Origin of the sequence: Brasilonema sp. UFV-L1, assembly GCF_012912105.1 — a bacterium.
GTDB lineage: Bacteria > Cyanobacteriota > Cyanobacteriia > Cyanobacteriales > Nostocaceae > Brasilonema.
On record NZ_QMEA01000082.1, the window covers coordinates 1 to 14373 of the forward strand.

The 14373-nt window shown below is 41.9% G+C and carries 12 protein-coding genes and 1 CRISPR repeat array; of the genes, 5 read left to right on the forward strand and 7 right to left on the reverse strand.

All coding sequences use genetic code 11. The features are described from left to right. Positions 1 to 385: 385 nt before the first annotated feature. Together DP117_RS21750 and DP117_RS21755 are read left to right on the forward strand one after the other, a co-directional pair. A complete protein-coding gene (locus DP117_RS21750) occupies positions 386 to 1888 on the forward strand; it encodes an acyl--CoA ligase (RefSeq protein ID WP_169220326.1) in 1503 nt (500 codons plus the stop codon). Positions 1889 to 1941: 53 nt separating this feature from the next. After that, a complete protein-coding gene (locus tag DP117_RS21755) occupies positions 1942 to 2520 on the forward strand; it encodes a Uma2 family endonuclease (RefSeq protein ID WP_169220346.1) in 579 nt (192 codons plus the stop codon). A gap of 50 nt (positions 2521 to 2570) precedes the next feature. Here DP117_RS21755 and fabG read toward each other — a convergent pair whose 3' ends face one another. Further along, entirely contained in the window at positions 2571 to 3335 is a 765-nt protein-coding gene (gene fabG, locus DP117_RS21760) for a 3-oxoacyl-[acyl-carrier-protein] reductase (RefSeq protein WP_169220327.1), read from the reverse strand. Positions 3336 to 3377: 42 nt separating this feature from the next. Then, the gene (locus tag DP117_RS21765; RefSeq protein WP_169220328.1) at positions 3378 to 3665 is read right to left on the reverse strand and encodes a hypothetical protein; all 288 of its coding nucleotides are present in this window, start codon (positions 3663 to 3665) and stop codon (positions 3378 to 3380) included. 175 nt (positions 3666 to 3840) lie between these two features. Between DP117_RS21765 and trxA the strand changes: the two genes are divergently transcribed. Next, positions 3841 to 4158, forward strand: coding sequence for a thioredoxin (trxA, locus tag DP117_RS21770; protein WP_169220329.1), 318 nt, complete (start codon positions 3841 to 3843; stop codon positions 4156 to 4158). Between the two features lie 56 nt (positions 4159 to 4214). On the opposite strand, the gene DP117_RS21775 is transcribed toward trxA, so the two are convergent. Genes DP117_RS21775 through DP117_RS21785 form a run of 3 tightly spaced genes read right to left on the reverse strand, consistent with a single transcriptional unit; the run spans position 4215 to position 6808 of the window. Further along, positions 4215 to 5141, reverse strand: a complete 927-nt coding sequence (locus DP117_RS21775; protein ID WP_169220330.1) for a DNA polymerase III subunit delta' — start codon at positions 5139 to 5141, stop codon at positions 4215 to 4217. Between the two features lie 15 nt (positions 5142 to 5156). Further along, positions 5157 to 5693, reverse strand: coding sequence for a DOMON-like domain-containing protein (locus DP117_RS21780; protein ID WP_169220331.1), 537 nt, complete (start codon positions 5691 to 5693; stop codon positions 5157 to 5159). After that, a complete protein-coding gene (locus tag DP117_RS21785; RefSeq protein WP_169220332.1) occupies positions 5690 to 6808 on the reverse strand; it encodes an aminoglycoside phosphotransferase family protein in 1119 nt (372 codons plus the stop codon). Before DP117_RS21785 ends, DP117_RS21780 begins: the two co-directional genes overlap by 4 nt. Before the next feature lie 290 nt (positions 6809 to 7098). On the opposite strand from DP117_RS21785, the gene DP117_RS21790 reads away from it, so the two are divergent. Both DP117_RS21790 and DP117_RS21795 read left to right on the forward strand, forming a co-directional pair. Next, a complete protein-coding gene (locus tag DP117_RS21790) occupies positions 7099 to 7908 on the forward strand; it encodes a pentapeptide repeat-containing protein (RefSeq protein WP_169220333.1) in 810 nt (269 codons plus the stop codon). Between the two features lie 323 nt (positions 7909 to 8231). Then, positions 8232 to 9017 (forward strand): hypothetical protein, encoded by a 786-nt coding sequence (locus tag DP117_RS21795; protein WP_169220334.1) that lies wholly within the window; start codon positions 8232 to 8234, stop codon positions 9015 to 9017. A gap of 329 nt (positions 9018 to 9346) precedes the next feature. After that, positions 9347 to 10632: a CRISPR direct-repeat array (repeat unit 37 nt; unit sequence GTTTCAATCCCTAATAGGGAGTAAGAGAAATTTCAAC). Between the two features lie 352 nt (positions 10633 to 10984). On the opposite strand, the gene DP117_RS21800 is transcribed toward DP117_RS21795, so the two are convergent. Together DP117_RS21800 and DP117_RS21805 are read right to left on the reverse strand one after the other, a co-directional pair. Further along, a complete protein-coding gene (locus DP117_RS21800; RefSeq protein ID WP_169220335.1) occupies positions 10985 to 13216 on the reverse strand; it encodes an alkaline phosphatase family protein in 2232 nt (743 codons plus the stop codon). A gap of 327 nt (positions 13217 to 13543) precedes the next feature. Beyond that, positions 13544 to 14344, reverse strand: a complete 801-nt coding sequence (locus tag DP117_RS21805; RefSeq protein WP_169220336.1) for a tetratricopeptide repeat protein — start codon at positions 14342 to 14344, stop codon at positions 13544 to 13546. Between the last annotated feature and the right edge of the window lie 29 nt (positions 14345 to 14373).

The following is a 14373-nucleotide window of genomic DNA, read 5'->3' on the forward strand; positions in this document are numbered from 1 at the left end:
CTAGCTATGAGTAGTTCTGTATAGGTTTTTCGGAGCGGGACTGTTGTGTCTTTTACAAGAAACTCTATGTCACCGACTATAAGCAATCAAGTGGGCGATAGCAACGCTAGCCTTACGAGCGCAAAGCGCTCGCGCACTCGCGTTCGGCAGAACGCCTGTACTTGAGAATTCTCCCACAATACTGTCGTGTTGTCTCCCGTAGTGCTAAAAATTCTACCTAAGGTCAATCAACGACTTTTTTTTCACTCAAAGATGACTTATTATTTAACCGCACCAGGACGCAGAGAACACAGAGAATATACGGTATTTTAGAGTGGCAAGGGGGTCGTTTTAGCAACGAAGTATACAGTCAGCTTTGGTTGAATTTCATTGAATTTTATAGAATATGAACATATTTGAGCTTTTAGCAGGGGAAGATAATCATCCAGCCCTAGTTGCACCTGAGGGATCAACGCTAACCTATAAATCATTGCGTGAGAATGTCGTCGAACTGGTATCCCAACTTAACAGTTTTGGTTTGCAACGGGGCGAACGCATCGCCATCGCTATGTCAAACGGGGTACCTATGGTACTCACCTTTCTTGCTGCGGCTTTATGTGCCACAGCAGCACCACTCAATCCAAAATACAAGCAAGAAGAATTTGCCTTCTACTACGAAGATACTCAGGCGAAAGCACTGATTACATTGCCTGACGTGCCAGAAGCAGCAATTGCTGCTGTTACAGCTGACATGATACACATTCATGCTAAGGTTAACGAGAATGGCACATTAAGCTTTGAATTGGCAAAAACAGCTTCCGGGGAAGGGGAATTTTTGCGTAATCAAGATTTTCCTAACTCCGACGATGTGGCAATGATTCTGCACACTAGCGGTACCACGAGTCGTCCCAAGCGAGTCCCGATTCGGCATCGTAACCTGATTGCTTCTGCTGAGAATATTATTGCTGCATACTCGCTCTCAGCAGTTGACGCGACACTCTGTTTAATGCCTTTGTTCCACATTCACGGGCTGGTGGGGTGTATGCTGGCAACTCTAGCATCTGGCGGAACGCTTGTCATACCCGATGGTTTCAATGCACTAAGTTTTTGGAAACTGGTGGAAACTTATAAACCCACTTGGTACTCGGCTGCACCTACCATGCACCAAACAATTTTAGCGCGAGCGAGCCGCAACGAAGGTATTATCAAAGCGAACCCCTTCCGCTTCATTCGCTCTAGCAGTGCTCCTCTTCCCCCTGTCATTATCGAACAAATAGAAGCAACACTCAATGCTCCTGTCTTAGAATCTTACAGCATGACTGAGGCTGCTCACTTGATGGCGACTAATCCGCTACCGCCTAAAGTACGTAAACCGGGCACAGTTGGCTACGGCTTTGGTGTGGAAGTCGGTATTATGGACGAAGAAGGCAATTTACTTTCTCAAGGAAGCTTGGGCGAAGTTGTGGTAAAAGGACCAAATGTGATTGATGGCTACGAGAATAACCCACAAGCGAATGCGACTGCTTTTGTGAATGGTTGGTTTCGCACTGGCGATCAGGGGACACTGGATGCTGACGGCTATCTTCGTCTGACTGGACGAATTAAGGAATTAATTAACCGAGGCGGTGAAAAAATTTCCCCACTAGAAGTGGATGATATACTGCTACGCCATCCTGCGGTTGCTGAAGCCCTTGCTTTTGCTGTACCGCATAAATCCTTGGGAGAAGATATTCACGCGGCTGTCGTCCTTAAGGGTGAAACCAGCGAAAAGGAACTTTTGACTTACTGTGCAAGTATTTTGGCAGATTTCAAAGTCCCTAAGCAAATTCACATTTTGGATGAACTACCCCGTGGAGTGACAGGGAAGCTGCAACGCTTGAATATGGCAAAGTTGCTCAAGCTAGAGTGAACATTGAGCAAGAGCCTGTTGCTACAATCATAGCAAGCTTGCAAAATCTTGCTATGGTAGCCATCCCTCAACAACCGCAAAAAATGACCATCGAGGAATATCTCGAATGGGAACCTTACCAAGACGTTCGCTACGAATATGTCAACGGCGAAGTCTTTGCCATGACAGGTGGTACGATTCCCCATAATGATATTGCTCTAAACTTTTACACAGCTTTACGCCCCCATCTGCATTCCAGAGGTTGTCGGGTGAATGTGTCAGATGTGAAAGTGCAAGTCAATTCTAAAAGCCCTTACTATTATCCTGATGTTATCGTCAGTTGTGACCCAATAGACCTCAACGCCCGCAAATTTATTCAAAATCCCAAACTCATTGCGGAAGTCCTCTCCCCTGGTACAAGCGCTAAAGATAGGGGTGAAAAATTCACTTACTACCTGAGTATGCCCACTCTACAAGAGTACATCTTGATTGACTCGGAAAAAATTTCCGTCGAGCGTTATTCTCGGGGAGAGGGAAGAATGTGGCTTTACTATCCCTACACAACTGGAGATATTATCACTTTATCAAGCATTGAATTAGAGTTTCCGATTGAACTGCTGTATGAAGGTGTTGTATTTGAAACTGAAACATAACTGAGTGCTGAATGGAATAACTCAACACTCACGACTCAAGAGTACTGAACTTATGCCATCACCATTCCGCCATCAACGTTAAAGACTTGTCCGGTGATGTAAGCGGCGGCGGAATCAGCAGCAAGGAAGCGCACCATCCCAGCGACTTCTTCTGGTTGACCATAGCGACCTAACGGGATATACTTGATAATCTCTTCAGCGTTGATACCGCTTGTCATGTCTGTGGCGATGAAACCAGGAGCAACGGCGTTAACAGTAATACCTCGTGAGGCAAGTTCTTTTGCAATAGTTTTCGTAAAGCCGATGACACCAGCTTTTGCGGCGCTGTAGTTGGCTTGCCCAGGGTTACCCATTTGTCCAGCGACGGAAGTAATATTGATGATTCGTCCCGAACGTTGTTTGAGCATGATTTTACTGACTGTGCGAGTACATAAAAAAACACCAGTCAAGTTTAGGTCAATTACAGCTTGCCAGTCTTCTGGTTTCATTCGCAAAAGTAGTGTATCGCGAGTTATACCTGCGTTGTTGACTAAGATATCAACACGATTGAATTTCTCCATCACAGTGTTAACTAACGCTTCCACTTGATGGGCTTGAGAAACGTCAGCTTGAAGTGCGATCGCACTTCCTCCCGCTTTTGTGATTGTATCAACAACCTCTTCGGCTGCATTGCTAGAACTGGCATAATTGACAACGATGTTTGCTCCCCCTTTGGCTAATTCTTGTGCGATCGCTCGCCCAATTCCACGTGATGCACCAGTGACAAGTGCTACTTGTCCACGCAAAGTTTGCAAATTTTCTGGCAACAGTTCCATGAATATTCCTCTTGATTTTTACTGCGCCATTTATCATAATGCTTATTTCTGACAGGTGATAACATACCTGTTTGGCGTTTGCTCAATTGGTGCAGGTTTCATGCTGGGTTTGACTGTGGGATAGCAGGAGACATACACCACAGAATCATCAGTCCAACTGAGTAAGTAAGATTTAGCATCCAGTTTTTTTAACTCTGGTGGAATACCCGGCGCAGTTGCAACTGCTGGTGAATTATGTTGCGAAAATAACCCAATTCCCAAGACGTGTATACTGAGTAGTAAAACAGCACCCAATATCCAAGGCAAGCAAAATTTGATTGATAGTTTCATATTTTTTCTCCAGAAATTTTCCACAGGCGTATCGCTCGTCCTTTAGCTGTCATTGTGCTAATGATCATAAAGTGATTGTGCGTCAACAATAAAAACAATCTAGGAGATTTCACAGATAAATGTTCTTGGGAACTACCATTGAAAAATCAAACGATAGAAAACTGGTGCGTGTCACATGGCTACCAAAAAACAATTCAACAGCTTTGAAGAGATGCTGTCTGGTGCTGATGTACCTGTGTTAGTGGATTTTTATGCTGATTGGTGTGGACCTTGCCACATGATGGGTCCCATTTTAGAGCAAGTTAACGCTCAGCTACAAGGACGTATACAAGTCGTCAAAATTGATACTGAAAAGTATCCTGATTTAGCAAGTCAGTATGAAATTTATGCTCTACCAACTCTGGTACTATTTAAGCAGGGTCAGCCAGTCGATAGGATTGAGGGTGTGGTTCAAGTACCGCAGTTGGTGCAACATTTAACAACATTTCTCTAATTAGCTTTTTTTTACGGTAGAGACGACATATGTAGCGTCTCTACCAGGCATCTAAATTAATGGCGAATCACGAATGATAACAGTGTGCATTCCCAAACAAGACGCGGTTGAGCATAACAAAGCAAAGATTTACGAGTTTGTTCTAACTGTTTAATCATGCTTGGTTGACGTTGATGCTGCCAGTAAAATTGTTGTAGATAGTCAACTAACCACAATTGAGCTTCTGTATCTAAATCTTTGTCAATTTGTTTAGCTAATTCTAGGGCTTCATGGTATGTTGAAGGAACTGTCGTCACAGTTTTGAGTAGTTCTGGGGGAATAACTTGTAGTTGTTGGTAAGATGCGATCGCATCTCCTGGACTACCAGCCGCAACACTCAAAACTTCCGGATGCTGTAAAATTTCCTCATGTCCTGTTTGTGTGAGAACTTGAGCCATTGCAGCTATATCCAAACGATAAAAAGGAATTCGTTGACAGCGTGACACCAAAGTTGACAATATAGATTCAACTGAAGGAGCAATTAAAATCAGTGTTGCTTGTCCGGGTTCTTCTAAAGTCTTGAGTAAAGCATTTGCTGCAGCTTCCGCCATTGTTTCTGCTTGTTCCAAGACGACGACTTGTCTTGGTGCTTCCAACGGCGCACGCCCCAGAAACGTGGTAATTTCCCGAATTTGTTCTAAGCGAATTGTAGGCGGTGCTTTGCGCTTGAGTCCTTTTTCTGTAGCTTCTGTTGCTGTGAGTCGTTGTCCTTGATACAAATAAGTTGGCTGTACCCACAATAAATCTGGGTGGTTACCTTGACGCACGCGGTTTTGATGTGAACTAAATAGCAGTTCCACAAAGCATCGTGCTGCTAAACTCCGTCCAACACCATCTGAACCGACAAATAGATATGCTGGAGCAATACGATTTTTTTCTACAGCTTGTGTGAGTAATTCTACTGCTTGTTGCTGTCCGATAAGTGGTGCGAATGCATGAGTCATTTCAGAGGAGATTTTTTAAAACGTTATCATGAAACTGTCTCGTCGGTGAAAGTCAGCCTCAGTTCCTGGATGAGTTAACGCCCAGTAAGACACCTCACCGTCTTTATGTTTAATGACAGTAGTAATACCAACTTCAATAACTTGCTCTGCTGAGACGATTTGATCTAGATTCATGTTGAGGACAACTGCTAAACTGTCTGATAGACGTTGAACGTTAAACGGGAGTGTCGTAAAAGCGGTTTCTTCTTGCATTCCTTGACGATACCCATCAAAGCGATAAACGTTCCAGTGTCCAGCGGGGGAAAGGTTAAATTCCCAATACCGATGAGAATTCTTGACGCCAAGGAAGAACTCGAAGCAAGTATCTTTCCACAGTTCGTGCTTTCGTGCTGGTTTGTCAGATGGTGTGGCAATGACAATTTCTTTTAGATTACCAGCAAGCGCGTAGTGAATGGTGAGTTGATTTGCTTGTCGGGCTATGTTACCTGTGATTTTTAAATTGGGTATCTCAGCAATAGGAAAAGGTTGTAGAGAAAATGTCTGGTTGTTCATTTTAAATCCCGAATGATATTACGAATCGTTGTTTCTTGAGATTCAATGCTTTCGGTAAGCTTAAATTGAACAATTGCTCTTGCAAGGTTGTGTTCTGAGTGCTTGACTTTAAAGTAGACATTTCCAGCTAAATAGTCAGCAAAGAATCTTAGTCCCAACTCAAAGGCAATCAGACGGATTGCATCATATATGTAAGCATAGTCATTGTCGGTGAGAAACGCTTTTGCTACAGAGAGATAGCCTTGTAGAATTCCTTGACATAAATCAGTATCGAAATAAACGCTTTCCCATTGCTCGGTTTCTTCTCCGGCACGATTGCAACCTGAGCGTAGGCAATCGCCAATATCATAATGTACCAGACCGGGCTTAACGGTGTCGAGGTCTATCATGCTGACGGCTTGCTGGGTTACAGTGTCGAACATGACGTTGTTGATTTTTGGATCACCGTGCATGAGGCGTAGTGGGAGGTGATTTGTGGCTTTCGCATTTTCAAGGATATTTGCCCACCCACTGCGATCGCTCACAAATTGCAAACAATAATTCACTTCAGGAGACTGGCGGGGACGAGTTTTCGCCAGAACTTCCTGGTAGTGTTGAAGGTAGAGTGGCGTAATATGGAACCCTTCTAGGGTGTCAGCAAGTTTTTCCGGTGGCAAGTCGCTGATAAGATTGTGGAACATCCCCAGAGCATAGCCAATTTCTTGAGCGTGTGAGCGATCGCCCATTGTATCGAAAGATTGCGCACTTTCTATAAAACTGATTGCTCGCCAGAATGAGCCGTCAGCTTCTCTCCAGTATTCTTGACTATCCTTAGTTAAGAGTACACGAGGTACTTCCCAACGGCGACTGAGGGGAGAATATTGTAATCTTTGGTAAATATGCTCAGTAAACAGACACATATTTCGCATGATCAATTGGGGCTGACGAAATACCTGTGTGTTGATGCGTTGAAGGACAAAATGCTGTTCTTCTTGGGAATCTAGGGTAATTAAAAATGTGTCGTTAATATTACCATTTCCAAATGCTTGAACAGCTGTAACCTTTCCCTGTAAGGTGAATTTGTTGGCAATAGTAACCAAATTGTCAGCATCTTGTGTTTTGAGATTTTCCGTCATATTTGTCTTGCTCTGCACGACTCCCCACCTCATTGCACGAAGGCAATAGGAGATATCGTAGCGTAATTTTTACATCGTCGTCGAAATGATTATTTCTTACAATAATTATTTCTGACGACGACAAGTTTTTTGACCTTGAGTGAAGCAATCAAAAAGCCATTGTAAAATTTCACGGCAGAACATGTAAGTAAGATTCCGGATTGCAGATAGTTGCATATAATAACTATTTTGTAGCGATTGCAACTTATTTGTAGAAATACCCACAATAGCACTGTGATGGGAAATGTGGTATGGGAAATGTGGATTATTTGACGCGGCTAGAATTAGGAGTTGAAGCTTGGAACCGTTGGAGGGAGAACAACCCTGAAATCAAGCCGAACTTAAGTTATGTAGAATTACCTGCAACTTTAGATGATATAAATCTCAGTTATACAGACCTTAAATATGCAAAAATTCACTTTGCAGAACTGCAAAACGCAAATCTTACAAATGCAGATTTAAGAGGAGCAGATTTTACGATTGTAGATTTGAGTGGAGCAGATCTTAGTTATGCTGATCTTAGTGATGGACTATTTTTAGGTTCAGTTGAGTTTGGTGGAGCGAACTTGAGTGGAGTGAACTTCACAAGAGCAGACTTGGGTACATGTGTGATCAATTATGGTCTTTTTTTTCGTGCTAGTCTCAGTGACGTGAATCTCTCTCATGCAAATCTAAGACAGGCTAGTCTGAGATATGCAGACCTTAACGGAGCAAACTTATGCGGGGTAGACTTATCTGAAGCAGATCTTTGTGCAGCAGATTTGAGAGGAGCAAACCTGTTTGGTGCAAACTTGAGCAAAGCAGATCTTAGAGGAGTAGATTTTAGCGATGCGAATCTGACATATGCAAACCTGAGTGAAGCTAAGTTGCTAGGAGCACCAAATTTTGGAAAATTAGGAATGTATGACTTGAGTTATCTCAATGATAAAAAGCTTAACTTGAGTAATGCTAACCTTAATGGTGCTCATTTTACTCCTCTCCCGCTTGAAGATTACTATTTAGACAGCAGGGGAATTGGGGAACTCTTAACCCGGACAGAAGAAATGACATCCGTAATTTGACACGCAGTCAGGGGAATCATATCGCAATTCTAAATCATGTGTGAGAAACAAAATCCCCGACTTCTATAAGAAGGTTTACACGTCCAGCTAGGAAAAATCTGGACGTATAAGCGTTGTCTATGAGCTAAGCAAAACTGTTTCTCAAAACTTTACCTGAATTTTTGAGAATTTAGCTGTATCGGCGATCACTAAATGACTTAAAGAATAAGATTATCATACAAAAGCTTTTTGATTTTTGGCTGAATGTGGAGCCAATCACTGTTTATTTGACGAGATTCAGGGGAACTATGTACTTATAATCTGCTGATATACAAATAGACAAAATGTTTTCCTTATCTCGTCAAGGTATGACTGCATCTTTTTTAGTTTGTTGTCTCTTAGGAATTGGCTGGCTTCAATTTTTAAAAATGCAAGAATTGCTGACTCGAAAACACATTGCTTCAACAAAGACCTTGCAAAGACAAATTAGCCAAGAAAAGCAACAGCTAAGTTTTTTCAAAAAAATACCATCTTTTGGTTACGATAATATTCTTGCGAATTGGATTTATCTCAAATTTTTACAATATTTTGGTGACGATGAAGTCCGTAGCCAAACAGGTTACAGTTTGAGTCCAGAATATTTTGAAATCATTTTGGAGCTTGATCCACGATTTATAACTGCCTATCTGAGCCTTTCTATTAGTACTTCTCTATACGCGGGTATGCCAGAGCATTCTATAAAAATAACAGAAAAAGGTTTAAAGTCACTTTCTCCTTGGGTTCCTAAAAATTCTTATTACGTGTGGCGTTATAAAGGCACTGATGAGTTATTATTTTTAGAAAAATCATTCATGGCTCAATATTCCTTTGAAATGGCAGCAAATTGGGCTAGTCAGCATTCAGATGAAGACAGCAAAAAAGTCGTATCTTTTTCACAAAAAACGGCTGAGTTTTTGAGTAAAAATTATCAAAGTAAAATTGCTAGAATTGCGACTTGGACGACAGTGTTAAATCATCAAGTGAATGAAAAAACTCGTCAGCGAGCTATTCATGAAATAAAAACTTTGGGAGGAAAGGTTATTCCTCATGATAACGGAAATTACAAAGTTAAATTATCTCAAGAAGATTGAAGAGTATTGTCAAGTATTACCACCTTTATAACGCAATACGGTTCAGATAAGAGAATTCATCTACCGTCAACCAATGCAAGAGACGTTGCATGTGAGTAAGCGCGCTGCGGGAGGGGAGCCAGTGCGTTGCGGGGGTCTCCCCCCAACCCCAGAGGGGACCCCAAAGCCCCCCGTTGTAGCACCTGGCGTTTTCCCTCCGCAGGCGACTGGCGTTAGCGTAGCGTGACCGGAGGTCATACCCGGAGGGCAACGTCTCTACACACTGGAAATTCCGATCATTCAACCCTAACAGCAACCGTATTGCTTTATAACGAACCGCAGAGGCGCAGAGGGCGCAGAGAGAAGAAGAAGAAGAGAAATTTCAACCTCTTGAAGGTGAAGGAGAAAGAAAGGTTTGGGCTGGTTTCAATCCCTAATAGGGAGTAAGAGAAATTTCAACATTAAGATCAACACGTTCATTATCAAAAGTTACGTTTCAATCCCTAATAGGGAGTAAGAGAAATTTCAACTACTTACCCGGTACGATATTAAGGAAAGGTTGCAAGTTTCAATCCCTAATAGGGAGTAAGAGAAATTTCAACCATTAACTTTGGCAGTTCTTAAATATTTGAGAACAGGTTTCAATCCCTAATAGGGAGTAAGAGAAATTTCAACCCTAGCTTCAACGAGTGTGTCTCAGCAGCGCAATGTTTCAATCCCTAATAGGGAGTAAGAGAAATTTCAACCGATATCGAATCGGAACTCGCACTAGTCACCACAGCTAGGTTTCAATCCCTAATAGGGAGTAAGAGAAATTTCAACCCAGAGCAGAATCCAGAGTTATGGAATTCATTGATGTTTCAATCCCTAATAGGGAGTAAGAGAAATTTCAACCGCAAAAGACGAAACTGTAGACCGATTAGGAAACGTGTTTCAATCCCTAATAGGGAGTAAGAGAAATTTCAACCGACTTGATGTCAAAGCCAGAAAATCGACTCAAACGGTTTCAATCCCTAATAGGGAGTAAGAGAAATTTCAACCTTTGCATTCGTGGAGTATTGGCAATGACCAGTAAGGGTGTTTCAATCCCTAATAGGGAGTAAGAGAAATTTCAACCTACTAAATTTGCACTGGGAGCCATGTTTGAATTTCTTGTTTCAATCCCTAATAGGGAGTAAGAGAAATTTCAACCTTTAGGGGTTTTGTTCTTTACTAACCAAGAATGAGTTTCAATCCCTAATAGGGAGTAAGAGAAATTTCAACCCTAAGTTGAACTCATCACATGAACGTAGCTACTGCTGTTTCAATCCCTAATAGGGAGTAAGAGAAATTTCAACCCAATGAAACGATCGCCAACCCGCGCCAAATCCCAAGTTTCAATCCCTAATAGGGAGTAAGAGAAATTTCAACCGCACGCTATGCAGCATTCCAACGCAAACAAACTTACGTTTCAATCCCTAATAGGGAGTAAGAGAAATTTCAACCCTGCGATCGCGAGAAGTTTTTACTTCTCGCGAAATTTTTAGTTTCAATCCCTAATAGGGAGTAAGAGAAATTTCAACCCCCCTGAGATAGTAAGGCTACCTGTAAAAACTACCGTTTCAATCCCTAATAGGGAGTAAGAGAAATTTCAACCTGCGAAAGCCAGAAAGTCATTCCGTATAAAGTTTTCAAGGTTCTAAATCGCGGATAAACTAATGATAGCATAAAAAAACTAAATTGATTGACAGACAAATGGCTGAAATCCAGTCTAGACAAGGAGCGCGGATGGGTAATGAGCGAATATTCCCGTAAAGTCTTGTGCTGTCAGAAGTTCAGCCATTTTTTTCAAAACCTATTTTCTAACACCTACCCATCCGCGCGGTGGCGTTGCATATTTGTGGGATGATTTTATTTTCTTTGCTTACTAAAAAACTTTTTTCTTGGCGCTCTTGGCGTCTTGGCGGTTCATACTTCATCCCCTCTTTGTGCAACGCCCGCGCGGTGAATCAGTTGAAAAGTGCTTTTCCCTGTACTGTCGATGCAGGCTGAACATCCAACAGACGTAAGATAGTTGGTGCTATATCAATATTATGCACTTGCTCTAACTTACCTGGTTGAATATCTGGACCAGCGGCATAGAAGATTGCACTCATGTTTGGTAATGTTGGATCATAACCGTGTGCGCCGTAAAAATTGGGTACAGATAAGACAGGACGATTTGAGGTAGAATCTCCCAAACGCTGCACGACTGGAGTTTGAGTTCCGTCGAAGCTGTAGCCTTCTGTCAGCAAAGCGAAGATATCGCCGCTATCTTGACCAATAAAATCGCTGGTGCTCAAACCAAAAGAGGTATCATTCAAGTCTTTGGGAATAGGTCTAGTGTAGATTTTATCAAAAATAGGCACGCTGTTACCATAAGCATAGTACGAATTGGTATCTACAAAGGATTTAAGCGCATCTGCTATTTTTTGTTGCAACGTAATGTACTCTTCACGATTCACACTACCGTTGGGTTCGCGTCCTTTGAGGTTAATGTAAATATTAACTGCTGTTCCAGAGGAAACAGCTCGAACTTTGTTGGAGTCGAAGCCTTGGTTTGTCAGGAAGTTATTAATGTTGAGCGCTGTGTGGAACGGATCCATCCCGTGATCGGAAACTACAATGATATTGCTGTTTGGTCTGCCTTGCTTAGAGGTACCAACGGTATTTATAACACGTTGCACTGCACGATTGGCGGTTTGGTAAGCGACTTGTATATACCTTTGGTAACGAGCTATCTTCTGTTTATCTTGATTTTCTCCAATTGAGTTAGGATTAGTAAAATCAGTTGCTTGACGAGGATCTGTTATGAAAAATTGGTGTTCTGAACCATCGGGTTGTTCGATGTAGAGCATCACCAAATCAGCATCGGGATTTTTGTTAATTGCTCGTAAACTAATACGAGTTTGGTAATCAACAAATGTTTGAACTTGGTCTTGGTAAACGGCTTCTAATTCGCTGTCAGAAAAGTTTTGAAGTCCGGGGCTAAGTCGTTCGGGAATGCGGTAGTCTGGTTGGGCTTCCCAGAAGCCAACGTTATTATTGATGTCGTCTACATCTGCTAGTACTGCTTGGTTTCGTGGGATGTAATTCGCAGAGTAGCGAACAAAATGGACTGTGGATAAGTCAGGCGCTAGGGTTGTTGCGTAAAAAGCAGTTCCTGCTTTGTTGGAACTACCTTCTAAGTAGAATAAACTTGACTTTTGGTCACTGATGTACACGTAAGCTGGTCCAGTGGAAGGTAAGCTGAAGGGACCAGGTTGAATTCCTTGGGTTGCGTCATAAAAGACTAATGTGTCGTAATTAATTTGATTATCATTCGTAGTGTCGAGGGCGAGGATTTGGATATCGTAATTGACGCCGCCAACTGTAAATTTATCAAAGGATTTGTTGGTTCCCAAAATAGGACTGTAGGACAGTTTGCCAGCTTTTTTCAACTGGTCAAGAGTTGTTTGGGAAGCTTCAGCAAAGTCTACTTTTGTTAAGCTAAAACCTTGGGCTGATGCTCCAGCAAACGCTCCAAAAGGTATGGTATAATCTACTTTCCTTTTGCTAGCTGGTTGTACAATCGGGCTGTTTGTTAAACCTGGAACAGTGATATCTGCTCCATCAGCACCCGCAAATGTCGCAGCAACGACTTTTTTGCCCTTTTCTCTCAAAGCTAGCCACAGTGGCTCTGCTGTTGGGTTTGGGCTTTCAGAAGGCCCATGAATGTCAAATTCGTAACCACCGATAGGAGCACCAAAACCACTAATATTCTGAGTAAACGGACTTGCAACCAGATGGAATGAGTTGGCGTTGATATCGTTCTTTGCTGCTATGGAACCTGTTCCAATCGCGATATGTCCAGCAGCTGTCAGGGATGGAGTGATTGTAATATTTCGTTGAGCTGCAACTCCCTGGCTTTGCAGTAATCCCATACCCTCATTTGAGGTGAGTATTCCGTCAGCAAGGTATTGGTTAATGAGTCGTGGTGTTGCACCATCTAAGGAAATCAGAATAACTTTGGGAACTTTAGTGCGGCGTCTGGCTAGTTTACCTTTATCAGTACGTGTATGCAACGAACTTTGATGATTTGGGTTTGTCGCTGTTGCGCTTAGCTGAGTTAAGGAAAATCCTGTGGCGAACACAAGCGTGCAGGTTAAGCCAATCGCAAACCAGATGATTGTTCGTAGATAATGTCTTAGGAATTGAATCATAAATAAGACTTTGCAATAGGGTTTAAAAATGATTTCTAGACTTGCTAAATTTGAAGAAATTTTAAGGTAATTGAGATAGATAAAATGAGTGCTTTTACATAATTTTTTGTGTACTATGAAGATAATACACATCAATGAATGATTTATTCAATTAATTTTTAGTAATACTTTATTTAAGTAAAGGTTAATAAGTTATTATTTTTTGTAAATTTATGACATCATAATTCGTAAGAATTCAGCAATTCTGAATTCAGTATTCACCAAGGAAGAAATAAAGAATTGAGTTTTTCGACTTCTGACTCCTGACTCCTGACTCCTGACTCCTGACTACTGCAACTCTTTAATATTATTCATGACTTGTTGATACAACTGTTGATTATTCTGTTTTTTAAAAATTTCTGCTGCTCGCTGTAAGTCTTGCATAGCTTTTTGTTTATCACCTTGTGCAGCATAAGCATTTCCTCGGTTATTATATGCTGCAGCAAAATTAGGAGCAAAACGAATGGCTTCATTGTAATCTGCGATCGCCCCTTCTCTATCTCCTTGAGCGGCGCGTGCATTCCCTCTATTATTATAAGCAACGGCAAAGTTAGGATTGAGATTAATCGCTTTGCTGTAATCGTCTATGGCTCTATTTTTATCTCCATTTGCACTCAGAGCATTTGCTCGATTATTATACGCTTCTGCATACTTAGGATTCAGGCGAATTGCTTGGCTGTAATCCTCTATCGCCCCGTTTCTGTCTCCTTGCGCAGCGCGAGCATTTCCTCGGTTATTGTATGCTTGAGCATCGTTAGAATTTATCCTCAGCGCTTGGTTGTAATCCTCTATCGCCCCGTCTGTGTCTCCCATATCAAAGCGAGCAAGTCCACGACTATTGTATGCACTTCCATAGTCTGGCTTGAGGTTTATTGCTTTCGAATAAGAGGCGATCGCCCCTTGTGAATCCCCTTTAATTTGCTTATACTGACCTTCTATATAAAAGTCTTTTGCTTGAGATGGTCGTGCTGGTGAAGGTCCTGCTGGACGGACTCCAATTTCTGTGACTAATACGTCATTTTCCTTACCACAAGAAACGCTTGCAAGGGCGACAAATACAGTTAGCGCAGCGATGCAGATACCATTCATTTTTTAATCTTTATCCTTGTCAGCAGTAT

Bases quoted from the DNA above. Each gene is read 5' to 3' on its own strand.
- DP117_RS21790 (WP_169220333.1), top strand. From the start codon at position 7,099: ATGGGAAATGTGGATTATTTGACGCGGCTAGAATTAGGAGTTGAAGCT.
- DP117_RS21785 (WP_169220332.1), bottom strand. From the start codon at position 6,808: ATGACGGAAAATCTCAAAACACAAGATGCTGACAATTTGGTTACTATT.
- fabG (WP_169220327.1), bottom strand. From the start codon at position 3,335: ATGGAACTGTTGCCAGAAAATTTGCAAACTTTGCGTGGACAAGTAGCA.
- DP117_RS21755 (WP_169220346.1), top strand. From the start codon at position 1,942: ATGGTAGCCATCCCTCAACAACCGCAAAAAATGACCATCGAGGAATAT.
- DP117_RS21775 (WP_169220330.1), bottom strand. From the start codon at position 5,141: ATGACTCATGCATTCGCACCACTTATCGGACAGCAACAAGCAGTAGAA.
- DP117_RS21800 (WP_169220335.1), bottom strand. From the start codon at position 13,216: ATGATTCAATTCCTAAGACATTATCTACGAACAATCATCTGGTTTGCG.
- DP117_RS21765 (WP_169220328.1), bottom strand. From the start codon at position 3,665: ATGAAACTATCAATCAAATTTTGCTTGCCTTGGATATTGGGTGCTGTT.
- DP117_RS21795 (WP_169220334.1), top strand. From the start codon at position 8,232: ATGTTTTCCTTATCTCGTCAAGGTATGACTGCATCTTTTTTAGTTTGT.
- DP117_RS21805 (WP_169220336.1), bottom strand. From the start codon at position 14,344: ATGAATGGTATCTGCATCGCTGCGCTAACTGTATTTGTCGCCCTTGCA.
- DP117_RS21780 (WP_169220331.1), bottom strand. From the start codon at position 5,693: ATGAACAACCAGACATTTTCTCTACAACCTTTTCCTATTGCTGAGATA.
- DP117_RS21750 (WP_169220326.1), top strand. From the start codon at position 386: ATGAACATATTTGAGCTTTTAGCAGGGGAAGATAATCATCCAGCCCTA.
- trxA (WP_169220329.1), top strand. From the start codon at position 3,841: ATGGCTACCAAAAAACAATTCAACAGCTTTGAAGAGATGCTGTCTGGT.